This is a genomic window from Burkholderia sp. 9779_493, from assembly GCF_015712215.1.
GTDB lineage: Bacteria > Pseudomonadota > Gammaproteobacteria > Burkholderiales > Burkholderiaceae > Burkholderia > Burkholderia cenocepacia.
This window is the reverse complement of record NZ_JACCQA010000037.1, coordinates 1-25,567: the sequence shown is the minus strand read 5'-3', so window position 1 is coordinate 25,567 and position 25,567 is coordinate 1. Positions and strand designations below refer to the sequence as shown.

23 protein-coding genes are annotated in these 25,567 nt (G+C 69.1%); 12 read left to right on the top strand and 11 right to left on the bottom strand.

All coding sequences use genetic code 11. The features are described from left to right. Positions 1–131 precede the first annotated feature (131 nt). From H0X95_RS29025 to H0X95_RS29000, 6 genes are all read right to left on the bottom strand, one after another. Positions 132–353, bottom strand: a complete 222-nt coding sequence (locus tag H0X95_RS29025) for a hypothetical protein (RefSeq protein ID WP_006491013.1) — start codon at positions 351–353, stop codon at positions 132–134. A gap of 411 nt (positions 354–764) precedes the next feature. Beyond that, positions 765–2,057 (bottom strand): hypothetical protein, encoded by a 1,293-nt coding sequence (locus H0X95_RS29020; protein WP_059722372.1) that lies wholly within the window; start codon positions 2,055–2,057, stop codon positions 765–767. A 33-nt stretch (positions 2,058–2,090) separates the two neighbouring features. Further along, complete coding sequence (locus H0X95_RS29015; protein WP_196446304.1) at positions 2,091–2,705, bottom strand: LysE family translocator; 615 nt, start codon at positions 2,703–2,705, stop codon at positions 2,091–2,093. A 178-nt stretch (positions 2,706–2,883) separates the two neighbouring features. Next, the gene (groL, locus tag H0X95_RS29010) at positions 2,884–4,524 is read right to left on the bottom strand and encodes a chaperonin GroEL (RefSeq protein ID WP_006491016.1); all 1,641 of its coding nucleotides are present in this window, start codon (positions 4,522–4,524) and stop codon (positions 2,884–2,886) included. Positions 4,525–4,536: 12 nt separating this feature from the next. Further along, entirely contained in the window at positions 4,537–4,827 is a 291-nt protein-coding gene (locus H0X95_RS29005) for a co-chaperone GroES (protein ID WP_011694564.1), read from the bottom strand. Between the two features lie 142 nt (positions 4,828–4,969). After that, positions 4,970–6,253 carry a lipase family protein gene (locus H0X95_RS29000; RefSeq protein WP_058903571.1) on the bottom strand — a complete coding sequence of 428 codons (1,284 nt, stop codon included), beginning with the start codon at positions 6,251–6,253 and terminating at the stop codon, positions 4,970–4,972. Positions 6,254–6,638: 385 nt separating this feature from the next. On the opposite strand from H0X95_RS29000, the gene H0X95_RS28995 reads away from it, so the two are divergent. Both H0X95_RS28995 and H0X95_RS28990 read left to right on the top strand, forming a co-directional pair. Continuing rightward, positions 6,639–7,319, top strand: a complete 681-nt coding sequence (locus H0X95_RS28995; protein WP_006491011.1) for a class II aldolase/adducin family protein — start codon at positions 6,639–6,641, stop codon at positions 7,317–7,319. A 120-nt stretch (positions 7,320–7,439) separates the two neighbouring features. Next, a complete protein-coding gene (locus H0X95_RS28990) occupies positions 7,440–8,567 on the top strand; it encodes a sigma-54 interaction domain-containing protein (protein ID WP_059722376.1) in 1,128 nt (375 codons plus the stop codon). On the opposite strand, the gene H0X95_RS28985 is transcribed toward H0X95_RS28990, so the two are convergent. The 4 genes from H0X95_RS28985 to H0X95_RS28970 are packed head-to-tail and all read right to left on the bottom strand — an operon-like array spanning position 8,558 to position 12,401. After that, positions 8,558–9,346: an ABC transporter permease gene (locus tag H0X95_RS28985; protein ID WP_059722377.1), complete on the bottom strand. Its 789-nt coding sequence runs from the start codon at positions 9,344–9,346 to the stop codon at positions 8,558–8,560. The two genes, H0X95_RS28990 and H0X95_RS28985, sit on opposite strands and share 10 nt — an antisense overlap. Before the next feature lie 22 nt (positions 9,347–9,368). After that, positions 9,369–10,187 carry an ABC transporter permease gene (locus H0X95_RS28980; RefSeq protein WP_059722379.1) on the bottom strand — a complete coding sequence of 273 codons (819 nt, stop codon included), beginning with the start codon at positions 10,185–10,187 and terminating at the stop codon, positions 9,369–9,371. Continuing rightward, a complete protein-coding gene (locus H0X95_RS28975; protein WP_006493806.1) occupies positions 10,187–11,293 on the bottom strand; it encodes a PhnD/SsuA/transferrin family substrate-binding protein in 1,107 nt (368 codons plus the stop codon). The genes H0X95_RS28980 and H0X95_RS28975 overlap by 1 nt, the downstream gene beginning before the upstream one ends. Positions 11,294–11,324: 31 nt before the next feature. Further along, a complete protein-coding gene (locus H0X95_RS28970; RefSeq protein WP_006482992.1) occupies positions 11,325–12,401 on the bottom strand; it encodes an ABC transporter substrate-binding protein in 1,077 nt (358 codons plus the stop codon). A 440-nt stretch (positions 12,402–12,841) separates the two neighbouring features. Between H0X95_RS28970 and H0X95_RS28965 the strand changes: the two genes are divergently transcribed. The 8 genes from H0X95_RS28965 to H0X95_RS28930 all read left to right on the top strand — a co-directional run bounded on the left by H0X95_RS28965 (position 12,842) and on the right by H0X95_RS28930 (position 21,955). After that, complete coding sequence (locus tag H0X95_RS28965; protein ID WP_059722381.1) at positions 12,842–14,014, top strand: LLM class flavin-dependent oxidoreductase; 1,173 nt, start codon at positions 12,842–12,844, stop codon at positions 14,012–14,014. Positions 14,015–14,064: 50 nt separating this feature from the next. After that, a complete protein-coding gene (locus H0X95_RS28960; RefSeq protein WP_059722382.1) occupies positions 14,065–15,111 on the top strand; it encodes an ABC transporter substrate-binding protein in 1,047 nt (348 codons plus the stop codon). 33 nt (positions 15,112–15,144) lie between these two features. Then, a complete protein-coding gene (locus tag H0X95_RS28955; RefSeq protein WP_059722384.1) occupies positions 15,145–15,960 on the top strand; it encodes an energy transducer TonB in 816 nt (271 codons plus the stop codon). Positions 15,961–16,001: 41 nt separating this feature from the next. Further along, positions 16,002–16,718 (top strand): MotA/TolQ/ExbB proton channel family protein, encoded by a 717-nt coding sequence (locus H0X95_RS28950; RefSeq protein ID WP_059722386.1) that lies wholly within the window; start codon positions 16,002–16,004, stop codon positions 16,716–16,718. Continuing rightward, positions 16,718–17,128 (top strand): ExbD/TolR family protein, encoded by a 411-nt coding sequence (locus H0X95_RS28945; RefSeq protein ID WP_006484323.1) that lies wholly within the window; start codon positions 16,718–16,720, stop codon positions 17,126–17,128. Before H0X95_RS28950 ends, H0X95_RS28945 begins: the two co-directional genes overlap by 1 nt. A 35-nt stretch (positions 17,129–17,163) precedes the next feature. After that, positions 17,164–18,228 (top strand): ABC transporter substrate-binding protein, encoded by a 1,065-nt coding sequence (locus H0X95_RS28940; RefSeq protein ID WP_059722387.1) that lies wholly within the window; start codon positions 17,164–17,166, stop codon positions 18,226–18,228. Further along, a complete protein-coding gene (locus H0X95_RS28935; protein WP_059722389.1) occupies positions 18,225–19,442 on the top strand; it encodes an MFS transporter in 1,218 nt (405 codons plus the stop codon). The genes H0X95_RS28940 and H0X95_RS28935 overlap by 4 nt, the downstream gene beginning before the upstream one ends. Before the next feature lie 197 nt (positions 19,443–19,639). Next, on the top strand, positions 19,640–21,955 hold the full coding sequence (locus H0X95_RS28930; RefSeq protein WP_006484324.1) for a TonB-dependent receptor: 2,316 nt from the start codon (positions 19,640–19,642) through the stop codon (positions 21,953–21,955). Positions 21,956–22,019: 64 nt separating this feature from the next. On the opposite strand, the gene H0X95_RS28925 is transcribed toward H0X95_RS28930, so the two are convergent. Beyond that, the gene (locus tag H0X95_RS28925; RefSeq protein WP_006484330.1) at positions 22,020–23,039 is read right to left on the bottom strand and encodes a zinc-dependent alcohol dehydrogenase family protein; all 1,020 of its coding nucleotides are present in this window, start codon (positions 23,037–23,039) and stop codon (positions 22,020–22,022) included. A 136-nt stretch (positions 23,040–23,175) separates the two neighbouring features. Between H0X95_RS28925 and H0X95_RS28920 the strand changes: the two genes are divergently transcribed. Both H0X95_RS28920 and H0X95_RS28915 read left to right on the top strand, forming a co-directional pair. Next, positions 23,176–24,105, top strand: coding sequence for a LysR family transcriptional regulator (locus H0X95_RS28920; protein WP_059722391.1), 930 nt, complete (start codon positions 23,176–23,178; stop codon positions 24,103–24,105). Positions 24,106–24,275: 170 nt separating this feature from the next. Further along, positions 24,276–25,567: MFS transporter (locus tag H0X95_RS28915; RefSeq protein ID WP_196446303.1), on the top strand; the 1,292-nt coding region annotated here is incomplete at its 3' end.

Genomic DNA, 25,567 nt, shown 5'->3' with positions numbered 1-25,567 from the left:
CGGATCTCTCCGTGTCGGGATGACAGGGAAATCCTAGACAAACCCGCGTAAAGACGGTGTCAGATACGCGGGGGCCGGGCATTAAAATCTCGTATCGAGCGCCGATGCCGCCGCGCGCGATACGGACACCCTCAGGTTCCCGACAGCACGAACGGCAGCGTCGTCAGCAGAAACACTGAAATGCCGACGACCGGCGCGCCGAATGCGATTGCCGCGAACGCCACGATGGCGCTCGCCAGCACGAGCGTTCTCGATACCCGGCGGTGTCGGCCGTGCGCCGTCGTCCGGTCCTCGCAAAGAGCAGGGGTTCGCGCGCCTATCACGTGTTTCCAGAACGTCAAGCCCAGCATCATTCCATTGCTCCTGTATGAAAGACGATCGAGACGGGGCGTGCGCGGCTTCGGAAGCGGGAATCCCCGTGAATAAAATCAGTGATGCAAAATAAATGGATTGGATCGGCGGATCGATGACGTGCCGTTACGCGGAACGTGTCGCACGCATTGCGATGTGCGATGCGGGACGACCGCATCGACGTCGTGTTCAAGCATGCACGGGAAGGACTACGGCGCGCATCGTCCGCGTGTCGGCGGGACGGTGGCTCGGGAAGGAGACGCAGGCGTCCGGCCTGTCAGGCGGGGAAGCAACTCGGAGGACGAGGACTTCGGATGCGCATGGCGCGTGCTCGGTGGTGGATGGCGAATCCATTCTAGTGAACGGATGCGCGGGCGCAAGTAAAAAGGTCGTAAAGGTGCGTGAATCGCGCGTTACGTGCACTGCCACAGATGCGCGCTGGTCCGGCATGGCGCGCACCAGAACGTATAGTTCGCGCCGCCGCTGCCCCACAGCCATTCGCCGCCGTCGACTTGCGGAAGCTCGGAGTCGAGCTGCATGGCGAAGCGCATCTTGCGGCCGCAATCGGGGCAATCGGGATACCACGAGGACTGCACCCACGACGGCGGACCGCCGACGCGGCTGAGGTTCTGCCTGCCGTTCGACTCGCCCCATTCCTGCCAGGCCCAGCGAGCGGGCGCGGCGAAAACGTCGACGTCGGATTCGACGAAGGGGCTGGCCGGATAGTCGGGCTCGATCGCGGCATCGTGCCGCTGCGAGGGATGGGCGACCGCATGACCCGACTCGTCGTGCCGGTAGAACAGCGGGCCGTCGCTTTCCCAACCGAGGCACGCCAGGCAGGTGGCGAACGACACGGGCGTCGTGCTGTCGATACCCGCTTCGATCGGTTGCGGCAGCGTCAGCAGCCGATGCAACGGCTGATGGCACAGGCCGCATCGATGCGGCGACACGCCGCCGAAGTGCGCGTTCGACCGACGGGATTCGCCTGCTTGCCAGGTCGGATGATTCGCCTGAATCTCGCGTTTCCACTTCGGCATGTCGCGAAGTGCCGGCGCACGCAGCGCGCGTCCGAAGTCGATATGCAGCGGAGAATCGCCGTGCAATGCGCGCAACGTGCCGTGCTCCAGCGTGTAGCCCGCTGACATGAGCCAGTTCGCGGCTTGCTCCGGATCGTCCGGAAACAGCCGGGCCACCGCATCGAGCACGGCTGCTGGTTGTCGTGAATGGAGCAGTGCGACAGCGCGTGCGCGCGCCGCGTCGTCAACGGCGGGTGCTTGCGCAAGCCGCCGGCGCCACGCGTCGATCGTGGCCGCGTCGAGTGCCCGCCACGCGTATTCCGCACAATGCATGCGCGGCGAATGCCGGGGGACGACCACGTCGAGCAGTACGTCCCAGTGATCGGAAAACACCTGCGGCAATCGTAGCGCGACGCTGGACAGCACGTTCGCGAGTCGCGCGTTCCATGCGCCTTCGACGACCCGTCGCCACGCTTCGGCTGCAACGTTCGCGAACGCGATGTCGTCCATCAGGTCGATCGCGGCGTCGATGAACGTCGCATGCGCGAACGTGCGATCGAACGACGCGATCACGAGATCGACGAGTGCCGCTGGTTCGTCGCGCCGCAGTGCCAGCATCTGCGACATCGGATCGTTACCGGTCCAGCCGAGGCGTTCGTAGTCGTCCAGAAGGGTGTGTGCGGTCGGCATGATGAGCGACGGAAGCGATCGGGGCGCCGCGGATCAACGTCCGGCCAGCATCCGCCCACCCACGCCCATCAGCAACAGCCCGGCGGCCGTATCGAGCACGGCCTTGCGCCGGATCAGCAGCCGGCGCACCGACGGATGCGACGCGAGCAGCGCCATCGTGCAATACCACGCAGCCGAGATCGCGACCGACAGCACGACGACCGACAGATCGAGCCACGCCGGCGCATGGGCCGGCACCATCAGCGCGAAGATACTGCCGTAGAACGCGACGGACTTCGGGTTCGTCATGCTGACGACGTAGCCTTTTCTCGCCGCGCGCCAGTCGGACGTCGCGGCCGGTGCGGAAACGGGCAACGGCTTGCGCGCGGTCACGATCATTTTCAGGCCGAGCCAGATCAGGTAGGCGGCGCCCGCCAGCCGCAGCGCGGTGTGTACCCAGGCGACGTGGGTCACGAGCAGGCTCAGGCCGGCGATCGCGATCGCGGCCCAGGTGCCCGACGCGGCGGCGAGGCCGAGCCCCGTCATCATGCCCGCGCGGCGCGACACGACGGCGGTGGACGTGACGATCACGAAATTCGGGCCGGGACTGGCGACGCTCAGCAGCAGGACGCCGGCGAGCGGCAGCGGGATGTTGGCGATGGGCGACATGGCGTGGCGGTGGCGTGACGGGACGGGTCTTCATCTTACCCGAGCGCGGCAATCGGCCCGCCGGCAATCGTATTGCGGTGCGCCAAAGCGCACAACGCGTGACGACTTTCGTCGCCACGCGTTGCAGGGTCCTGCCCGGCCGCGCGCACGCCGGCGAACCGGCGCGCACGCTGCGTCGTCAGAAATCGAACCCCGGCCCGCCCGCGCCCGGGCCGCCCGGCGCGGCAGCGGGCGCCGCATCCTTCGGCGCTTCGAACACGGTCGCATCGGTCGTCAGCAGCAGCCCGGCCACCGACGCCGCGTTCTGCAGCGCGGTGCGCGTGACCTTGGTCGGATCGAGCACGCCCGATTCGACGAGGTCGCCGTACTCGCCCGTCTGCGCGTTGTACCCGAAGTTGCCGGTGCCTTCCGCGACCTTCGCGACGACGACGCTCGCTTCCTCGCCCGCATTCGTGACGATCTGGCGCAGCGGTTCCTCCAGCGCGCGCAGCACGATCTTGATGCCCGCGTCCTGGTCGGCGTTCGCGCCTTTCAGTTCGCGGATCGCCTGCCGCACGCGGATCAGCGCGACGCCGCCGCCCGGCACGATGCCTTCCTCGACGGCCGCGCGCGTGGCGTGCAGCGCGTCGTCGACGCGATCCTTCTTCTCCTTCACCTCGATTTCGGTCGCACCGCCGACCTTGATCACCGCCACGCCGCCCGCGAGCTTCGCGACGCGCTCCTGCAGCTTCTCGCGGTCGTAGTCGGACGTCGCTTCGTCGATCTGCACGCGGATCTGCTTCACGCGCGCCTCGATGTTCTTCGCATCGCCCGCGCCGTCGATCACCGTGGTGTTTTCCTTGCCGACCTCGATGCGCTTCGCCTGCCCCAGTTCGGCGAGCGTGGCCTTCTCGAGCGTCAGGCCCGTTTCCTCGGCGATCACCTGGCCGCCGGTGAGGATCGCGATGTCCTCGAGCAGCGCCTTGCGGCGATCGCCGAAGCCCGGCGCCTTGACCGCGACCGTCTTCAGGATGCCGCGGATGTTGTTGACGACCAGCGTCGCGAGCGCTTCGCCTTCGACGTCTTCCGCGATGATCAGCAGCGGCCGGCCCGACTTGGCGACCTGTTCGAGCACCGGCAGCAGGTCGCGGATGTTCGAGATCTTCTTGTCGTGCAGCAGGATGTACGGGCTTTCGATCTCGGCGATCTGCTTGTCCGGATTGTTGATGAAATACGGCGACAGGTAGCCGCGATCGAACTGCAGCCCTTCGACGACGTCGAGCTCGTCCGCGAGCGACTTGCCGTCCTCGACGGTGATCACGCCTTCCTTGCCGACCCGGTCGATTGCTTCCGCGATGCGCTGGCCGATCGATTCCTCGCCGTTCGCGGAGATCGTCGCGACCTGCGCGATTTCCTTGCTCGTGGTGGTCGGCTTGCTGATCTTCTTCAATTCGTCGACGGCCGACGCGACGGCCTTGTCGATGCCGCGCTTCAGATCGAGCGGATTGAGCCCGGCCGCCACGTATTTCTGGCCTTCGCGGACGATCGCCTGCGCGAGCACGGTGGCCGTCGTCGTGCCGTCGCCGGCCGCGTCGCTGGTGCGCGACGCGACTTCCTTCACGAGCTGCGCGCCGATGTTCTGCAGCTTGTCCGCGAGTTCGATTTCCTTCGCGACCGACACGCCGTCCTTCGTGACGACGGGTGCGCCGAAGCTGCGTTCGAGCACGACGTTGCGGCCTTTCGGCCCGAGCGTGACCTTCACCGCGTTCGCGAGGATGTTCACGCCTTCGGTCAGCTTCGACCGTGCGATGTCGCTGAAAATGATTTCCTTGGCTGCCATGATTGCGCTCCGTTATTGATTGACGACCGCGACGATGTCTTCTTCGCGCAGCACGAGAAACTCGTTGCCGTCCACCTTGACGGCTTGCCCCGCGTACTTGCCGAACAGCACGCGCTCGCCGACCTGCAGGTCGGGCACGATGCGCTGGCCGTCCGTGTCCTTGCGGCCGGGGCCCACGGCGATCACTTCGCCCTGGTCGGGTTTTTCGGCGGCGCTGTCGGGGATCACGATGCCCGACGCGGTGGTGGTTTCCTGATCGAGTCGCTTCACGATCACGCGATCGTGCAAGGGGCGTAGGCTCATTTTTTCGTCCTGTACGGTTCTGTCGAAGTTGGCTGGCACTCTTTGGCAGAGAGTGCTGACGAGTATAAAAATGGGCGGCGGCGCGATCCAATAACGGATTTGCACAAGCATTCGCGCCGTCGTGCAAAGCGCGGTGAACCGGCTATTGCGACACGGCCGGCTGCGCGGCAGGCGAGCAGACCGGGCGGATCGTCTCGCCGGCCAGCACGCGTTTCACGAACGGAATCGAATCGGCGAGCGACGCGTTCACGGTGCCGTTGTGCTCGCGGCCCGCATACAGGTGCGCCTCGACCGTCGTGCCCGCCGCGCACGCGTCCCTGGCGAGCGCGAGTTCGAGCGGCGCCAGCCCGTCGTCCGCGCCCGCGCCGATGAAGACGGGCGTCGCGATCTTCAGCGTCGGGTATTTCAGGTAGTCGTCCCACCACGCCTTCAGCCGCGCATCGCCGCCCGGCTTCACTGTGTTCGCGTGCGTGAGGTGCGCGAGCGCCGCATCGTCCTCGAGCGATGCGAGGCAACCGATGCGCGCCTGGTCGAGAATCGGCAGCGCGGTGTCGGTCAGTACCTCGTCGGCCCGCAGCGACGGATCGATCTGCTGCGCGGACAGCACCGAGTAGAACTGGTACGCGAGCGTCGGATCGACGCGGTCGGGATCGCGCCGGTACGCCGTCTCGAACTTCGGCAGCGCCGCGAGCGTGGCGTGCGACGCGTTGTAGATCGTGCCAGTCGCGACGGTCGCGCGGATCGCCAGTTCGGGCGCATAGGCCGGCGCGTAGCCGGCTGCCGCGATCACGGCCGAGCCGCCTTGCGACTGGCCGACCAGCACGACCTCGTTCGCGAGGCCCGGCACGCCGCCGAGCACCGCGCGCACGCTGTCGAGCAGCGTGTAGCTGTTCGAACGGTTGTTGAGCTGCGGATTCGGGCCCGGTGTGCCGAGCCCCTGATAGTCGGTGGCGACCACCGCGAACCCTTGCTGAAGCCAGGCGTTCAGGTAGCGCACGTCGCGATACGAGCGGCCGAACCACGACGGCGCGCAGATGTCGGCCATCCCGAACGTGCCGTGCGCCCACGCGACGATCGGCCAGCCGCCGGCCGGCGGCGTGCCGCGCGGCACGAACAGCGCGCCCGACACGGCGATCGGCGCATGGCCGCCGACGCCGTCGGTCGACGCGTACAGGATGCGCAATTGTCGCGCGGCGCTCGCGAGCCCGACCGTCGCGGGCAGCGGCTCGGTGCGCAGCAGCACACCGGGCCTGGCCGGAATGTCGCGGTCCCACGTGTAGAACGCGGATACGCGGCCGTCGCCCTGCAACGGGTCGGGAGCCGGGACGCGGCCGGGCGAAGCCGCGAGCGAAACGACGGAAGAAGCGGCGAGCGCCGATACGAGCAGCGTGCGCGCGGCGACGCCGCGCAGGGAAAGAAGCGTCATGGTCGGATGGAGGTCGATGAGATCGGATGCGCCGGGCAATGCGGGCGCGGGCCGAGTGCGATGCAAGTTTCGAACCAGAAGGGTCGTTGCGTACGCAACGCGCGGCACGACGGACGATCGGTCGATGCCGCCCGTATCGCACGCATGCACCGGGCTGCGTGTCGCGCAGCAATCCCGGCCGGCACGGTGTTGCTTCCGCAACAAAACGCGCACGCGCGGGCTGCACGGCGCAACGCTGGCATCGCGTGCCTGCGCCACGCCGGCCGGCCCTCGATACGCAAATCGCAGCGCTGGCACGATTGCTGCTGATCCGTCGACCGTGCGTCGCGGCGTGGCGACGCGAGCCCTTCCGTTCAACCGTTCAACCGATCAAGGAAACGCCCTCATGTCCGTCACCCAAGCCATCGACAGCGGCGAACTCGTGGCCTTCGTCGAGCGCGCCACGCGCGAATTCGCGCAAGCCGCGCGCGTGCTGAAGGAAACGCGCACGCTCAGCGCCACCAACACGTTCCAGGCATTCCAGCGCGTGCCGGGCACGGAGCTCGTCGTCGCGCTATCCGCGCCCAGCCCGTGGGCCGCGTCGCAGGAGATCCAGCCGGTCGTCGTGACGCTCGACGGCGACGTGCTGCACGGTGACGCACGCGCCGGCGGCAACGGCCCGCGCTACGCAGGCGTATTTCGCGAGGCGCCGGAAGTCGACGTGGTGATTCACGTACACGGCCCGTATCTCGGTGCGTGGGCGAGCGCGCATCGTCCGCTGCCGATCCGTTATGCGCCGGCCGCGCGCTACACGCGGGCGCGTGAAATTCCCGTCTATGTCGATCGCCGCCCCGGCGAGCCGCGCTTCATCGTCGACACGATCCGGCGCGATCCCGACGTGCCGGCGATCATCGAGGCGAACGGCGGCGCGACGTTCTGGGGCAAGTCGATCCTCGACGTGTCGAAGTACATCCTGATCCTCGAGGAAGCCGCGTATTTCCAGGCGCTCGCGGAACCGCTCGGCGGCTCGCTCGAATTCGGGCCGGGTGCGCTCGAACAGCAATGGAAGATGACCGGCCTCGCATGACGCCGCGCGGCGGCCGGCGCAATCCGGCCGCCGTCATACCGATAGCTCGATGAATTGGTTCGTGGCCGGCGTGCGCCTTGCTATCGTCGAACCTTCCCCGTTCAACACGCCGGTCGTGCCATGGCCATCTTCAGCTTGCCGGACCCGACTTCGCACGCGATCACGATCCGTGCGAAGGCACTGACGTTCGACGATCCCAAATCGCGGGTGCTGCTCGAACGCATCCAGCTGGTCGCGCCGAGCGACGCGACGGTGCTCGTCACCGGCGAGAGCGGCACCGGCAAGGAGCTGATCGCGCGCCTCGTGCATTCGCTGAGCGAGCGTCACGACGGGCCGTTCGTCGCGGTGAATTGCGGCGCGTTTTCGGAAACGCTGATCGAAAGCGAACTGTTCGGCCACGAGCGCGGCGCGTTCACCGGCGCAATCAACAGCCAGCCCGGCTGGTTCGAATCCGCGAATCGCGGCACGCTGTTTCTCGACGAAGTGGGCGACCTGCCGCTGTCCGCGCAGGTCAAGCTGCTGCGCGTGCTGCAGGAGCGCGAGGTGACGCCGGTCGGGTCGCGCAAGACCGTGAAGATCGACGTGCGGCTCGTCGCGGCGACCAACGTGAATCTCGAAGCCGCGGTGCGCGCGGGCAATTTCCGCGAGGATCTGTACTACCGGCTCAACGTCGTGAAGCTGAGCCTGCTGCCGCTGCGCGAGCGGCCCGGCGACATCGCGCCGCTGATCGAACACTTCATCGATACCTATGCGAAGCGGCTGCGCGTCACCGCGCCGACGCTGACCGACGCCGCGCGCAGCAGGCTGCATGCGCACGCGTGGCCCGGCAACATCCGCGAACTGGAGAACGTGATTCATCACGCGGTGCTGATCTGTGCAGGCGGCGCGATCGACGTCGGCGACCTGCAGTTCTCCGCGCTGTCGCTCGCCCCCGACCCGGCAGACGCACCGGGCCCGGCCGCCGCGCCGCCGCGCCGCGCGCGCGACGTGGCCGAGGCGACCGACGCGCTGCGCCGTGCGGTGATCGAGTTGCTGGATCTCGGCACGCCGGCGTTGTGGCAGCACATCGAGGACACCGTGTACCGCAGCGTGTTCGATTACAGCGAGCACAACCAGTTGCGGATGTCGCGCCTGCTCGACCAGTCGCGCAACATCGTGCGTGCCCGGCTCGCGCAGCTCGGCATCCTGAAGCCGCGCGACGCAGGCGACGGCGACGCCGCCGACGCGCGGCTGCGCCGTCAGGCGTGATCGCGCCAGCGCAGCGCGCGCCGCGCGATCCGCTCGCATGACGCGCTCATGCCGACGGCCAGCGCCGTCACGCCCAGCACGCACACCAGCAGCACGTCGGCGCGCGCGCCGGCCTGCGCGTTCTGCATCAGACTGCCGACGCCGGCGCCCGTGTTGAACAGCAACTCGCTGCTGGTCGCGGTGATCCACGCGAACGGCACGGCCTGCAGCACGCCCGCGAACAGGTCGGGCAACGCGCCGGGGATCAGCACGTCGCGCCACAGGCCGATGCGGGTCAGGCGATACGACTGCGCGAGCTCCACATAGCGCGGATCGACGCGGCGCAGCCCGTCGAAGCTGGCGGTGGTCATCGGATAGAACGCGGCGAGCGCGATGATGAACACCTTCGCGAATTCGCCGGTGCCGGCCCACAGGCTCAGCAGCGGAATCAGCCCGAGCAGCGGCACGTAGCGCAGCGCCTGGAACGCCGGCTCGCCGAGCTTGCGCGCGAGCGACGAACGCGCCATCACCGCGCCGAATGCGAGCCCGAATGCGACGCCGAACCCGAGCCCGAGCGTCGTGCGGCGCAGGCTCGCGCCGAGATCGGTCGCGAGTTCGCCGCTGCGCGCGAGTTCGAGCAATGCGGCGCCGACCTGCTGCAGCGGCACGAACGCATATTGATGGGCCGCGTCGCCGGACGACGCGGCTTGCCACGCGGCCAGCAGCAGCGCCGGCACGACGAGGCCGCGCGCGCGGCGGCGCAGCGGGGCGAACGGGAAAGTACGAGTCACGAAGGTCATTCCGAAGCGATTCCGGTCGGGGTCAGCGCGCGGGCGTTTGCCAGCGCAACGCGTAGCGCTGCACGAGTGCGATCGAACGGTCGAGCGCGAAGCCGATCAGCCCGATGACCGCAACGTCGACGAGCACCACGTCGAGCCGCAGCATCTGCCGGGCGAGTTCCATCATCTGGCCGACGCCGCTGTCCGCACTGAGCAGCTCGACCGCGACGAGCGCGAGCCATGCACGCGCGAGCGCGATCCGTACGCCGGTCAGCAGCGGCGGCAGCGCGGCCGGCAGCAGCACGTCGCGCAGCAGCGCGAAGCGGCCGAGCCCGTAGTGGCGCGCCATCTCGACGAGATCGCGCGGCGCATCGTGCACGCCCGTGTATGCGGCCAGCGCGACCGGGAAGAACACGGCCTTGCCGACCACGACGAGCTTCAACGGCTCGTCGACGCCGATCAGCAGGATCAGCAGCGGAATCAGCGTGAGCGTCGGGAGTTGCCGCAGCAGGTCGAAGGTCGGCCGCAGGTAGTCGGAGAACAGCCGGCTGCGCGCGAGCAGGACGCCGAACGCGGCGCCGCCGGTCGCGCCGATCGCGAAACCGAGCGCAAGACGATGCAGCGTGATCGACAGGTTGTCCCGCAGTTCGCCGGTGTCGAGCAGCGTGCGCAGCGTCGCCGCGAGGCGGCCGGGCGGCACGACGAGCTGCGGCGGGAACCAGCGCTGCGCGCTCGCGAGCCACCACAGCGCGGCGAATGCGACGGGCGTGATCCACCACAGCGCGTAGTCGCGGAGCCGCGCGACGCTCGGCAGGCGAGCCGCCGCGCGCAGGCCGTTCGGCGCGAGGGCGCGCGTCGCCATCAGCGGCTCGCGACGCGCGGCGCGTCGGCGCGCCAGTAGCCGTCGAGGCCGAGCTGCTTGAGCGCGGTCGACACGAAGGTCGGCGCGAGCAGCGCGTTCACGTCGACCGGCGCGGACGTCAGCCCGGCCTGGCGGCTGTACGCGACGACGTCGCGGTAATGGCCGGTCAGCGCCGGCGTGAAGAGCGGCGTCCATTGCTCCTTCCACGGCGTCGCTTCGTCCGCGTACTCGCGGCGCACGACGCTTTCCGGCTGGCCGGACGCGCTCAGGATCTTCACGTACGCGTCGCGGTTCTGCGGTTGCGAGATCCAGTGCGCGGCGCGCACGTAGGCCGTCGCGACGAGCTGCGTGATGTCCGGGTAGCGCCGCACGAAATCGTCGGACGCCCACAGTTCCGCCCGCATCTTCCAGTCGTCGGGCGCGCGCTTGGTCGACCAGATGATCTTGCCCACGTTCTTGTCGACGAGCGAATACGCGTCGGACAGCGTGAAGAAGCCGTCGACGCGGCCGGCCGCGACCGCTGCCGCGCCGGCCTGCGGATCGAGGTTGTAGATCCTGAAGTCGGACAGCTTCAGCCCGTTCTCGGCGAGCAGCTTGCTGAACGGCACTTCCCACGGCCGGCCGCGATTGAGCGCGATGCGCTTGCCCTTGAGGTCGACGATCGACTTCGCGGTCGAGCCGGCCGGCACGACCAGATACGTATTGCTGCCGACGCCGCCCGGCACGATCAGGCGCGTGCGCGTGCCCGACGCGTTGACGACGACTGACGGCAGGTCGCCGTAGCCGGCGAAATCGATGCTGCCGTTCGTGAATGCCTCGTTGACGAGCGTGCCGACCGCGGCGGTCGACACCGGCACCCATTGCAGCGTCACGTGCCGCGCGGCGAGCGCTTTTTCGAGCGACTTGTCGGCGTCGATCAATGCGGAGGCGCCCGCGTATTGCGTCTTGCCGCCGCTCGAATACGCGACGACGGCGATTCGCACGACCTTGGGTGCGTCTTCCGCGTGCGCGGCCGGGGCGGTGAGCGACGCGGCGGCCAACGGCAGCGCGGCGAGCAGCGCGCGCAGCGGGCGGCGCAGCGAGGCAAGGCAGAGCGTGTGTTTCATGATGGTCCCGAACAGTGAACGGTAAAGGGGCTCACGCACGTTTTTGCAGCGAGGGCTGCAGCACGTCGGCGAGCGGGCGCGGATCGATCCAGTCGGCGACGTCGAAGTCGGCTTCCAGAAAGCCGTGGTCGAGCAGGAAGGTCTTGAACTCGTCGAGCGCGGCGACCGATTCGTCGTCGAGGTTGACGCCGAGGTGCCGGTGCAACTGGTTGCCGTACGCGGCGCGCACCCAGTCGATCGACGACGCGGTTTCGCCGGCCACGTAGTGCGCGGTTTCGTCGGGATGCGTGCCGGCCCATTCGCCGGCGGCGACCACGAGTTTCAGGAAGCCGGCGACGATGTCGGGATGGTTCGCGAGCACGTCCGCGTTGACGGTCAGCGGTCGCGGCGTGCCGTTGTTGTTGCGGATCGAGCGCTCCGGATGAAAGCCGATGTCGATCACGACGTGCGCGCCGATCAGTTGCGCGATTTCGAGGCCCGTCGAACCCTTCACGTAGATCGCGTCGACTTCGCCGCGCAGCAGCGCGCCGGCTTCGGCCGCATACAGCGCGCGGCTCGAAAAGCCGTGCGGCGACGCGAACAGGTTCGCCGCCCGCGCCGGCCCGACGGCTTGCAGCGTGCGGGCGCGCACGTCGACGCGTTCGACGTCGCCGAGCGTCAGCCCGTCGAGGCTCAGCGCGTTGACGAAGCCGCGCAGCGCCGATGCGCGAAAGATGTCGATGCGATCGTCGGGGCGGTTCGGAATCGCGATCCGGCGCCCGCGCAACGCCTTCACGGACCGGATACCCGACTCGGGGCGCGCGAGAATCAACTGCGACTCGTCGACCCACGACAGTCCGATCACGCGCGTATGCGCGTCGTTCGAGCGCGCCCACATCGCGGGGATGCTGCCGCCCTGGCGAAACGATTGCGCGAGCGTGTGATCGCTGATCGACGACACGTCGTGCCGCGTGGCGCCGCGCGGCGAACGGATCGCGACGCCGTCGGCCGACGTCTCGCCGTTGAGCCAGCCGAGATGCACGGCGATGCCGAGCGGCGTCGGCACCGGCGATCGGGCGTACCAGAACGTCTGCTGCTTGTCCGATGACGAATCGGGCCTGTCTGTCATGTGTGAGATTCCCCTGTCTGGGTAAGCGTGGTCGAGGCGCGGTGTCGCACGCGCGGGCCGTTCCACGTTGCAAGTTCCGGGCCAGTGAACGGAAGCGGCCGTATGGCCGGCGGCGCGGGCCTGGCGGGCGACGCGCGGCACGGTGGCCGGCGAGCCGGCTGTTGCGTGAGCAACAGTCGCGTCGGGCGCTGTTGCGCGCGCAGCACCGGTGCGGCGGATGCAGCAGCGGCGCGAGTGCGTGTCGCGACGGGTTCGGCGGCAATCGGCGCACGTGATTCGACCGCCGCCTACGCCCGGCCCGCAAGGCGCGGCGCGCGTTCATCGGCGGCCCCGCGCGCGGCGCGGCGAGCCCGTTGGCACACCGCGTGCTTTACAGCGCTGCATACGCGCGGCACGCCGGTGCCGCACGCAATCCGAACGGGCCGACAAGGAGAATCCCGATGGCTGTTGAATTTCTGTGGCGCCTGCCGATGCACGGCGACGGCCGGCGCGCACACGATCTGCATACGCGCGGCGAATGGAATCGCCAGCGCGCGTCGCGTGTCGCGCCGAAAGTCGACGACGACGCGTTCGGCTACATCGACTATCTGTCGCAGGTCGCGCGTGCGGCCGACATCGCCGGTTTCCACGGCGCGCTGATTCCGATCTTCCGTTTCACCGAGGAGCCGTGGGTCGTGGCGGCCGCGCTGGCGCGCGAGACGCGCCGGCTGCGCCTGCTGATCGCGCTGCAACCGCATTTCGTGCATCCGGTCTATGCGGCGCAAATGGCCGCGAGCCTGCAGCGAATCAGCCGCGGCCGCGTCGAGTGGAACGTCGTCACGGGTGGCGGCGGCCCTGACCAGCGCGCGTACGGCGATTTCATCGATCACGACAGCCGCTATGCGCGTACCGACGAATTCCTCGACGTCGTGAAGGGCGTCGCGGCCGGCGCGCCGTTCACGTTCGACGGCAGCTTCTATCGCGTCGAGGCGGGCGGGCTGCTGCCGCCGCTGAGCGGCCAGAAGCCGCCGCGGATCTATCTGGCCGGCGCGAGCGACGCGGCGCTCGCGGTCGCCGCGAAGCACGGCGACGTGCACCTGAGCTGGGGCGAGCCGCTCGCGAAACAGAAGGAAGTGATCGATGCGGCCCGTCGCGCGCTCGACCGGCAGAACGCCGAGCGCGACCTGCGCTTCGGCATGCGCATCGACATCCTGGCGCGCGAGACCGAGGAGCAGGCGTGGGCCGAGCTGCGGCAGATGTTCGCGACGGTGGGCGACACGACGCGCAACGGATTCGGCGGGCGCGGCGAAGCGTCGGAGTCGGTCGGCGCGAAACGCCAGTTCGCCTTGCACCAGGGCAACACGCAGCACTTCGACGACCTGATCGTCGGCCCGAACCTGTGGGCCGGGATGTCGCAGATTCGCGGCGGCCCCGGCTGCGTGATCGTCGGCAGCCACGAGCAGGTGGCCGAACGGCTCGCGGAATACGTCGAGATCGGCGTATCGACGTTCATCCTCGCGAGCAACCCGCATCTCGAAGAGGCATACCGCGTGGGCGAGGAAGTGTTGCCGCTCGTCGACGGCGCGCTGAACGCGCGCGGCACGCAGGCAGCGCTGCGCGTGGCCGGCGCCTGAGCGCGGCGACCCGCCGCGACGCATCCACGACAACGACAAGGATACTCACCATGACGACACTCGCTGCGCAGGCCACGGCTTGCGACGCACTCTGGTACACGCGCTGCCCGGTGCCGACCGCGCTCGGCATCGCCGTGCATCGCGGCTGGTTCGACGAGGAGTTCGGGCCGGACGGCATCGCGCTGCATTCGCTGCAGGAGACGGACGACGCCGACAAGCGCGAATCGCACTTCGATCACAGCCTGCCGCACTCGTTCCGGCAGGGCGGCAACATTCCCGCGCTGTGGGCGCGGGCACGCGGCGCCGATACACGCGTGATCGGCCTGTCGTGGACCAACGAATTCCAGGCGATCGTCACGCTGCACGAGCGCGGCATTCGCACCGCGCGCGACCTGCGCGGGCGGCGGCTCGGCTTGCCGCACCATCCGATCAGCATCGACTTCTGGCGCGCGGCCGCGCTGAAAGGTTTCCTGAGCGCGCTCGAACTGGAAGGGCTCGGCCACGGCGACGCCGAATGGGTCGATCTGCCCGATACGCACGAGCGCCGCACCGGGCCTGCATCGTTCACGCGCGGGCCGCACGAATACGGACTCGAAATCGCGGCGCTCGTGCGCGGTGACGTCGACGCGGTGTTCGTGAAGGGCGTGGCCGGGCTGGAAACCGTGCATCTGATCGACGCGCAGGTCGTCATCGATCTCGGCGCGCATCCCGATCCGCTGGTGCGGATCGGCAACGGCACGCCACGCACGCTGACCGTCGATCGCGCGCTGATCGACGCGCGCCCCGATCTCGTGAGCCGCTTCCTGTCGGTCGTGGTCGGCGCGGGCGACTGGGCCGCGCGCCATCCGGCGGAGACGGTCGCCTATATCGGCCGCGAAACGCGCGCATCCGACGAGTGGGTGCGCTACGCGTATGGCGCGGACGTGCACCGCCATCTCGAGACCGGGCTCGCCCCGACGTCGATCGACGGGCTGGTCGCGTTCAAGGATTTTCTCGTCGAGTGGGGCTTTCTCGAACACGATTTCGACGCGCGCGCGTGGATCGATCCGGCGCCGTTCACGCAGATCGACCGGCACCGCCATGCGTGGGTCGCGTAGCGCGCCGCGGCGCGTCATTGCAAGGAGTCGAACATGACAGGGCTGACGATCGAATACGGCGTGCCGCCCGCACGCCGGCATGCGGCGCGGGCCGCGCCGCGCACGGTGAGCGTGACGGCGGCGACCCGGGCGCGACCGCCGTCGGTCGTACCGTCCGCGCAGGCGGGCACACGAGCGGCGCAGGCGAACGGATGGCGCGGCGCGGCCGCGATCGCGCTGGCTGTCGCGGCACTGCATGCGGGCGTTGCGCTGCTGGCCGCGCGCGTGCCTGCCGCACCGCCCGCGCAGCCGCCCCGGCCGTTGCCGATGACGGTCGAATTGACGCGGCCGCCCGAACCGCTGCCGCAGGCCGCGCATCCGCCGCCGCCGGTCGTGCCGCCGAAACCGCCGAAGCAGGCGCCGACCCCGCCGAAGCCGCGCGCGGCCGTCGCGCATCCGGCGCCGGCTGCCACGCCGCAGGCGACGCGCGAAGCCGCACCCGCGCCGGCAACGCCGGCAATCCCGGCCGTCGCCGCGCCCGCCGCCCCGGTTCAGGCACCTGCGCCCGCACCCGCCGCGCCGGTGCGCGAAACCGCGCCGATCGGCGACGCGGCGTACCTGCGCAACCCGGCGCCCGACTATCCGGCGTTCGCGCAGGACCAGGGCTGGGAAGGGCGCGTCGTGCTGCGCGTGCACGTGCTCGCGAACGGCACGCCGGATTCGGTCGAGGTCCGCACGAGCAGCGGCCGCCGCATGCTCGACAGCGCGGCGGTGGCCGCCGTGAAGCGCTGGACCTTCGTGCCCGCGAAGCGCGGCGACGAAGCGGTCGACGGCTGGGTCAACGTGCCGATCGATTTCAAGCTGGGCTGACCCGCCGGGCCGCCCGCCACATTTTTCAAGGAACTCACATCATGAACGGTATTCCGACCACCTTCATCGTCCAGGGCGCGCTCTGGCTGCTCGTCGTCTTCTCCGTCGTCACGTGGACGCTGATCGTCGTGAAGGCGATCCAGAGCCTGCGTTCGAGCGCGCGCAACCGGCGCTACGTCAGCGCATTCTGGGCCGCGAACAGCTTCCACGACGCGGCCGCGCTCGACGGCGCGAACAGCCCGGTGGGCCAGCTCGCCGCGACGGGCTTCGACGCGCTGCGGCGCGCCGACGAGAGCAGCGCGCACGATCTCGAACACAGCTGGAGCCGTCACGACCTGCTCGAACGCCATCTGCGCCAGCAGATCCACAACGCGCGCCGGCGCGAGGAAGCGGGGCTCGCGGTGCTCGCATCGATCGGCAGCACCGCGCCGTTCGTCGGGCTGTTCGGTACGGTGTCCGGCATCATCCATGCGCTGACCGCGATCACGCACAGTGCGTCGGCGAGCATCGACGTCGTGGCCGGTCCGATCGGCGAAGCGCTCGTCGCGACCGGGATCGGCATCGCGGTCGCGGTGCCGGCCGTGCTCGCGTACAACTTCTTCGTGCGCCGCGTGAAGGCTGCGTCGGCCGATCTCGACGCGTTCGCGACCGACTTCGTCACGCTCGCGCAGAAGGCCGGCTTCCGCGTGCCGGCCGCCGCGCCCGCGGCCGCCCCGGCGCGCCGTTCCGACGACACCCGCCAGGAGGCGTTCGCATAATGGCCTTCTCGTCCTCTTCCGACAACGATGACGTGCTCAGCGAAATCAACATCACGCCGCTCGTCGACGTGATGCTCGTGCTGCTGGTCGCGTTCATCGTCACCGCGCCGCTGCTGAACAACGCGGTGCACGTGAATCTGCCGAACACCGTCGCCACCGCGCCGGCCGACCGCAAGCCGAACGTCACCGTGAGCGTCGACGGCAAGGGCGTCGTGTATCTCGACAAGCGCGCGGTCGCGCTCGACACGGTGCCGGCCGAGCTGGCCGCGCTGAAGGCCGGCCGGCCCGACGTCGCGCTCGACCTGCAGGCCGACGAGCACGTGCCGTACGGCACCGTCGCGAAGCTGATGGCGGCGATCGAGCACGCGGGCATCACGCGACTGTCGGTGCTCACCGCGCCGCGCGGCTGACGCGCCCTTCACGACTCCTTTCTGCGAACGCATTCATGAGCACCACGGCTTCACACAACGTCCAGTCGATCTGGTACACGCGCTGTCCGGTGCCGACACCGCTCGGCATCGCCGCCCATCTCGGCTGGCTGGATCACGAATTCGCCGGCGACGGCATCACCGTGCGCGCGCTGCAGGAAAGCCAGCACGCGGCACTGCATCACGCGCACGTCGACCATTCGCTCGACAACGCGTTCCGCCAGGGCGGCAGCATTCCGGCGCTGTGGGCACGCGCGTCCGGCGCCGACACGCGCGTGATCGCGCTGACCTGGGTCGACGAGGCGCAGGCGATCGTCGCGTTGCCGGAAGCCGGCCTCGTGCGGCCGAAGGATCTGCGCGGGCGCCGCATCGGCCTGCCGCGCCGCGACGGCGAGCGGATCGACATCTTCCGCGCGGCGGCGCTGCGCGGTTTCGTCAGTGCATTGTCGCTCGACGGGCTCGGGCCCGGCGACGTCGACTGGGTCGACGTACCGGCCTCGAACCTGCGCGTGCCGGTGTCGACGCCCGCGACCCGCGACGCGGCATTCAGCCACCCCGCGAGCCTGTCGAGCCGGCGGCTCTATGCGGCCGAGGCCGCCGCGCTGGTGCGCGGCGACGTCGATGCGATCTACGTGAAAGGTTCGCTCGGGCTCGAAACCGCGCACCTGATCGGCGCGCAGCCGGTGATCGACATCGGCTTTCATCCCGATCCGCAGATCCGCATCAACAACGGCTCGCCGCGCCCGCTGACCGTCAATGCGTCGACGCTGGAGCGCCACCCCGATATCGTCAGCCGCTTTCTCGCACGCGTGACCGACGTCGAAGGGTGGGCCCGCGAGCACGAGCACGAAGTGCTCGGCTATCTCGGTCGCGAGACGGGCTCGGGCCACGACTGGCTGCGGCTCGCATACGGCGCGAACGTCCACCGGCGGCTGCGCACGGATCTCGACGAAGCGTCGATCGCCGCGCTCGACGATTTCAAGCGCTTCCTGGTCGACTGGCGGTTCCTGCCCGCCGACTTCGACGTGCGCGCGTGGATCGACCGGCGCGCGCTCGACGGCATCGCGACGCTGTCGCGGTGAGCACGCCGGCACGCGTCGCCGACGCATGGCGGCGCGAGCGCTTCACCGGCGGCTTCATGCTGCTCGCGCTCGCGAGCGGCACGACGATCAGCATGGCGCAGCTCGCGACGACGCTGTATGCGCTGGCGCTCGGCGTCGACGACGCACGGCTCGGCATCATCGCCGCGATGGAGCCGCTCGGCATCGCGCTGATGACATTGCCGGCCGGGCTGCTGGTCGCGCGCTACGGTGCACGGCGCGTGTACTTCGCCGCGAGCATGGGGCCGATGCTGCTCAATCTCGTCGTGCCGTTCACCGGCGCATGGCCGCTGATCGCACTCACGCAGGGGCTGATCGGGCTGTGCATTCCGTTCCGGATCGTGTCGATCAACGGGGTGTTTCTCGCGCGTCTCGCGCAGATCGGCCTGGCCCGCGCGGGCTGGTATCGCGCGGCGATGTCGGTCGGAACGGGGATGGCGGGGCCGTGGCTGGCGAGCTGGCTGATCGGCACGCACGGTGCGGTCGCGACGTTCTGCGCGGCATCGGCGAGTTTCGCCGGCATGGCGTTGTTCAGCCGCGCGTTGCTCGGCGATGCACCGCCGCCGCCGCGTGGTGATCGAACCGGAACCGGCAGCCTGCGTACGTTGCTCGCGCTCGCGTGGCGCCGCGACATCCGCGAGCAACTCGTCGCGGAAGCGGTGAACAGCGCGACGCGCGCACTCGTCGGCACCTATACGGTCGTGCTCGCGATCCAGTCGCTCGGCCTCGCGCAGACGCATGCCGTCGCGCTGCTGACGTTGCAGGGCGTCGTCGCGGTGCTCGCGCTGTTCGGGCTCGGGCACGTCGCGCAGCGAATGACGGAACGTCGTTGCCATGCACTGAGCGTCGCGGGCGGCGTGGCCGGGCTGCTCGCGCTCGGCCTCGGGCGCGACGCATGGACCGTCGGCGCGGGTCTCGCCGCGCTGTGCGCCGGGTCGTCGCTGCTGCATCTCGTGAACATGCAGCATCTCGGCCGTCATCCGGCCGACAAGAGCCAGGTGTCGAGCCTCTACAACCTCGCGTCGATGACCGGCGCGTTCTGCGGTCCGCTGATCGGCAGCGCGCTCGCGCCACTCGTCGGGCTGCGGGCGGTGTTTCTGTGCTGGCTGCCTGTCGTCGTGCTGGGCGCGCTTGCACTGCGGTTCGCGCATGGACGTCGCGACGCGACGCAGCCGGTGCCTGCGAAGCTGTCCTGACGATTTCGGCGTCGGCCGGTGTTGCGTGACCAGCAGTTTGACGTCGTTCACAGATGCGCATGCAGCAACACCGGCGTGGCATGCCCGCCGCAAGCCCCGTGCGACGGGCATGTCGACGCTGGCATCCGAATTGCATGAGAGAACCCGTGCGTCGCGCACGCACGTGCGTTCAACCGATCAAACAGGATGACTCATCGATGTTCAGGAAAAAACTAATCGTCACCGCGCTGGGGGGACTGTTGACGGGCGGCGCCGTGTCGTTGCCCGCGTGGGCAGAGGACGGCGCGGCGACGGCGGGCGCGCCGGACGCGCAGCCGGCGCAACAGGCATCGGACGATGCCGCCGCGGCCGCGCCGAAGGCGGTGCGTGCGAACCGCGGCGCGGCCGCACGCGAAACGAACCTCGGCACGGTGACCGTGACGGCGCGCCGGCGCAAGGAAAGCATCCAGGACGTACCGGTCGCGGTCACCGCGCTGAGCGGCGATGCGATCAGGAACAACGAACTGCGCGTGATCAACGACGTGACGAAGTACGTGCCGAACTTCACCGGGCAATCGACCGAAGGCCGTGAGCGGCCGCGCTGGTTCCTGCGCGGCGTGGGCAGCAACGATCCGTCGGACCTGTCGCTGAGCCCGATCGGCGTGTACTTCGACGACGTCTATATCAACAGCGTGTTCGGGCAGGGCTTTCCGCTGTTCGACCTCGACCACATCGAAGTGCTGCGCGGGCCGCAAGGCACGCTGTGGGGCAAGAATACGGTCGGCGGCGCGCTCAGCATCACGTCGCAGAAACCGACGTTCGACGTGAGCGGCTACGGAAAAATCGGGCTCGGCCAGTACAACAGCCGGCTCGCGGAAGCGGCGATCGGCGGGCCGATCGGCAAGAACGACGTGCTGGCCGCGCGCGTGTCGGTGTATCACGAGAATGCCGACAGCTTCTACACGAACACGGTGCAGCAAGGGCGCTTCGGCGGCTTCCACGACAACGCGGTGCGCTTCCAGGTGCTCGCCGTGCCGACGTCGGATACCGATTTCCTGTTCAACATCCACGGCCGCAACTATACGGGCGGCGGCAACGCATGGCACGCGGAAGGCGCGGGACGCGGCGGCACGAACCAGTTCGGCTTCGTCGGGTCGAGCGATCCGTACACGGTGTCGCTCAACGCGCCGTCGAGCGATCACATCTCGACGTGGGGTACGTCGCTGACCGCGCACTGGCGCATCAACCCGGCCGTATCGCTGACGTCGATCACCGCGTTCGAGGGGCTGCACCGCTGGTACCAGGACGACGAGGACTATTCGCCGGTCGATGCGGCGCGCTCGCACGATCGCCTGTCGAGCCGGCAATTTTCGCAGGAATTCCGGCTCGAATCGCCGCAGAACGACCGGCTGAGCTGGATCGTCGGCACGCACCTGTTCACCGAGCAACTGGCCGAGCAGGGTGCCGGCGGCGGGCTGCCGGGCTCGCCGTCGCCCGCGTACTACCATCTGACCGACCTCACGCAGCACACGCAGAGCGCGGCGATCTTCGGCAGCGTCAAGTACCGGTTCACCGACCGTTTCAACGTGACGGGCGGGCTGCGCTACACGATCGAGCGCAAGACCATCAACCTGACCGGGCTGCAGGATACGGGCAACGTGACGTTCAGCGATCCGAACAGCTGGTGGTCGCCGTCGTCGGTATCGTCGCCGCTCGCGGTCAGCGCACAACAGCACCAGACCAACACCTGGCGCGCGCCGACCTGGGACCTCACGCCCGAATATGCGCTCAGCAGCAATGTGCGCGCGTATTTCCGCTATGCGCGCGGCTTCCGCTCGGGCGGCTACAACGGCAACGCGTATACGCAGAGCACGGTGTCGACCGTGTCGCCGGAGTACCTGAGCGATTACGAAGTCGGTATCAAGAGCGAATGGTTCGACAAGCGGCTGATCGTCAACGCGAGCGTGTTCCACTACGACTATCGCGACATCCAGGTGTTCGCGCTGGCGCCGAACCCGTTCGGCGGGCCGCCGGTGTCGACGCTGTCGAATGCCGGGCAGGGGCGCGCGGACGGTTTCGAGCTGGAACTGAAGGCGCAGCCGGTCAACAGCCTGTACCTGTTCGCGAACCTCGGGATGCTGAACACGCGCTACACGGAATTCCGCAACGTGCCGACGGCCGTCGGCAACTCGTTCGCGCGTTCGCCGCATACGACGCTGAACGCGGGCGTCGACTATCGCGTGCCGGTGTCGTTCGGCACGCTGACGGCGGGCGGCGACGTGAACTACCGCAGCCGCGAGTACTTCAGCGCGACGCGGCAGACGATGCCGCAGCTCTGGCAGGGCGGCTATACGGTGCTGAACGCGCATGTGTCGTACACGACGCCGAACCAGAAGTACATCGTGACCGGCTACGTGACGAACCTGACGAACAAGGTCTACAAGAAACTCGAGTTGTTGCCGTCGTATGGCGCGTATCCGGTGCTGTATGGCGATCCGCGCACGGTCGGGATCACGCTGACCGCGAAGATCTGACGGCGATGCCTGCCGCGGGCCGGCGCGTGGAGCGCCGGCCCGCGGCGGGCGGTCCTTGCGCGCGTCACGAGGCGACGCGAATCACCACCTTGCCGAAGTGCTGCCCCGATTGCAGGTGCGCATACGCCTGCGGCGCTTCGTCGAAGCCGAACACCCGATCGACCACCGGCTTGATCCGTTTCGCATCGACGAGCCGCACGACGTCGTCGAGCATCGCGCGGCTGCCGACCATGAAACCGTGCAACCGCCGGAAGCCGCCGATCAGCGACAGCAGCCCGAGTTCCGGCCCGCCGAAGCTGCTGAGGCCACCGATCACCGACACGATGCCGCCGATTTTCGTCGCGGCGACCGAGCGCGGCAGCGTATCGCGGCCGCCGACCTCGACGACCAGATCCGCGCCGGCGCCGTCGGTGAGCCGCAGCACCTCGTGCTGCCATTCCGGCGTCGCGCGATAGTTGATCGTTGCGTCCGCACCGAGTGCACGCGCGCGTTCGAGCTTCGCGTCGCTCGACGACGTGACGATCGTGCGCAACCCGGCGGCCTGCGCAAGCTGCAGTGCGACGATCGACACACCGCCGGTGCCGAGCAGCACGACGGTCGCGCCCGGCTCCAGTCCGCCGTCGACGAACAGTGCGTTCCATGCGGTGATGCCCGCGCACGACAGCGTCGCCGCTTCGTCGTAGTCGAGATGCGCGGGAATCGCGACCAGCGCGGTTTCGTCGGACACGAAGCGTTCGGCGAGCACGCCGTCGAATTGCGCGCCGGGCGACCCCGCGACTTTCTGCGGCGTCGGCGGCCCGTCGATCCAGCGCGGGAAGTAGGTGTTGATCACGCGGTCGCCCGGCTTGAAACGCGTGACGTCGCGGCCGGTCTCGACGACTTCGCCGGCGCCGTCGGCGACGGGGATCAGCGCTTCCTTGCCGATACCCAGATAGTCGCCGCGCGCGAACATCAGGTCGCGATAGTTCAGCGCGGCCGAGTGGATCTTCACGACGACGTCGGTCGGCCCGACCGGGCGCGCTGCCGCGTCGACGCGCCGGAGCCCGGCCAGGCCGTCGCCCGGTTTGATTTGCCATGCATGCATGTCGATTCCTTTTCGAGATAGTCCGGACTATCATAGTGTCGCGCGGGTGGACGCATTGGCGAGAATTTGGCCAACGATTGTTGCCGTCATGGACACAACCCCGTCATCGCATTTCATTGGAGCGGAGCGGAACGGCATGGACGAACGGCTCAGAGGCGTCGCCGAATTTGTCGACGTGGTGGAATCGGGCAGCTTCGCGGCGGCGGCGCTGCGCCTCGGCATGACGCGCTCGGCCGTCGCGAAGATCGTCGCGCGGCTCGAACTCCGGCTCGGCGCGCGGCTGCTGCAGCGCACGACGCGCCAGCTCGGCCTGACCGACGAAGGGTTCGTCTATTACGAGCAGTGCCGGCGGCTGCTGGCCGAACTGGGCGAGACGGAAGCCGCGCTCGACGCGGGCCGCCGCGAGCCGGCCGGGCGCGTGCGCGTCAGCGTGCCCGTGCTGTTCGGGCGGCAGTGCGTGGCGCCCGTCGTGCGGCGGCTCGTCGAGCGCCATCCGCGGCTCGAAATCGACATGTCGTTCAGCGATCGCGTGGCCGACCTCGTCAACGACGGTTTCGACCTGGCCGTGCGCATCGGCGAGCTGGCCGATACGAGCGCGCTGGTCGGCCGCAAGCTGGGCGTGCAACGCATGGGCATCTGCGCATCGCCCGACTATCTCGCGCGTCATGGCCGGCCGTCGGGGCTCGAGGCACTCGCGTCGCACGTCGGCATCGCGTATTCGCGCGGCGGACAGCCGACACCGTGGCGGATCATCGGCGCGGATGGCGCGGTGCACGACCATCGCGCGGCCGGCCGCCTGCGGTTCGACGACCTGCAGGCGATCGCCGACGCGGCCGCCGCCGGCGCGGGCCTCGCGTGGCTGCCGTGCTGGCTGATGGCGCCGTACGTGCGCGACGGCCGCCTCGCGCTCGTGATGGACAGCGACAGCGTGTCGGGCGCCGAAGTGTTCGCGGTGCGGCCGGCGGCGCGCCACGTGCCGTCGAAGGTGCGGGTCGTCGTCGATGCGCTGGTCGACGAGATTCCGCACATGCTGGCGTCCGACGACGCGAACGGCGAGCGTACGTGACGGCGACGCTGTTCCGACGACGACGCGACAACCCGGCTGGCTGCGCATCGCGCCCGCTCGCGTCTCACATATCGAGAAGACGTCCCGGTAATTGACGCGAATTTCATGCGGCTCCTAGACTGGCCTGTATGACGCCGCGCCTCGCGCGAGACGATCCAGGAGACATGCCGATGACCGCCCCCGCCCCGCAGTTGCACGCCGCGACGATGCGGCGCCTGAACCTGCGCCTGATTCCGTTCCTGATGCTGCTGTACCTCGTCGCGTATATCGACCGCTCGAACATCTCGGTCGCGGCGCTGCAGATGAACGCCGACCTCGGCCTCAGCGCCGAAATGTATGGGCTCGGCGCGGGGCTGTTCTACGTGACCTACATCCTGTTCGAGGTGCCGAGCAACCTGTTCCTCGCGCGGGTCGGCGCGCGTCGCTGGATCGCGCGGATCATGATCACGTGGGGCATCGTCGCGGCCGCGATGAGCGCGGTGCAGACGCCGGGGCAGCTCTATGCGATGCGGCTGCTGCTCGGCGCGGCCGAAGCCGGCTTCACGCCGGGCATCATCTACTACCTGTCCGCGTGGTATCCGCAGAGCGACCGGGCGCGGGCGATGTCGTTCTTCTATATCGGCGCGACGCTCGCGTCGGTGATCGGGCTGCCGCTGTCCGGCGCGCTGCTGAACCTGAACGGCGTGCTCGGCGTCGAAGGCTGGCGCTGGCTGTTCCTGCTCGAAGGCGTGCCCGCGTTGCTGCTCGGGTTCGTCGTGCTGCGCCGCCTGCCGGACACGCCCGCGCACGCGCGCTGGCTGCCGGCCGACGAACGCGCGTGGCTCGAAGCGACGCTGCGCGACGCCGCGCCGCGCGAACATCTGTCGCACGGCGTCGCATTGCGGCGTGCGTTCGGCGACGGCAAGGTGTGGGCGCTCGCCGCGTTCTGGTTGCTGCAGGCGTTCGGCACGATCGGCCTCACGCTGTTTCTGCCGCTGCTCGTGAAGAGTCTGTCGGGACAGTCGAGCTTCGCGGTCGGCAGCCTGTCCGCGCTGCCGTTCCTGTTCGCGTGCGTCGCGATGTACCTGAACGGCCGGCATTCGGATCTCGGCGGCGAACGCGCGCTGCATCTCGGCGTGCCGATGCTGCTGGCCGGTGCGTTGCTGATCGCGGCGATCTATACGCCGGTGCTGCCCGTCGCGTATGCGCTGCTGGTGCTCGCGGTCGGCTTCAACTGGGCCGCGACGCCGGTGTTCTGGGCCGTGACGACCGAGTACGTGTCGGGCCTCACGGCGGCCGCGTCGATCGCGCTGATCAACGCGGTCGCGAACATCGCGGGGCTCGCGCTGCCGCCGGTGATGGGGCGGATCAAGGACGTCACGCATTCGTACGATCTCGCGCTGCTGCTCGTCGCGGCCGCGTTGCTGGCGGGTGGTGTGCTCGCGTTGCGGATCGCGTCGCGGCGCGTAATGCCGGTCGTGGC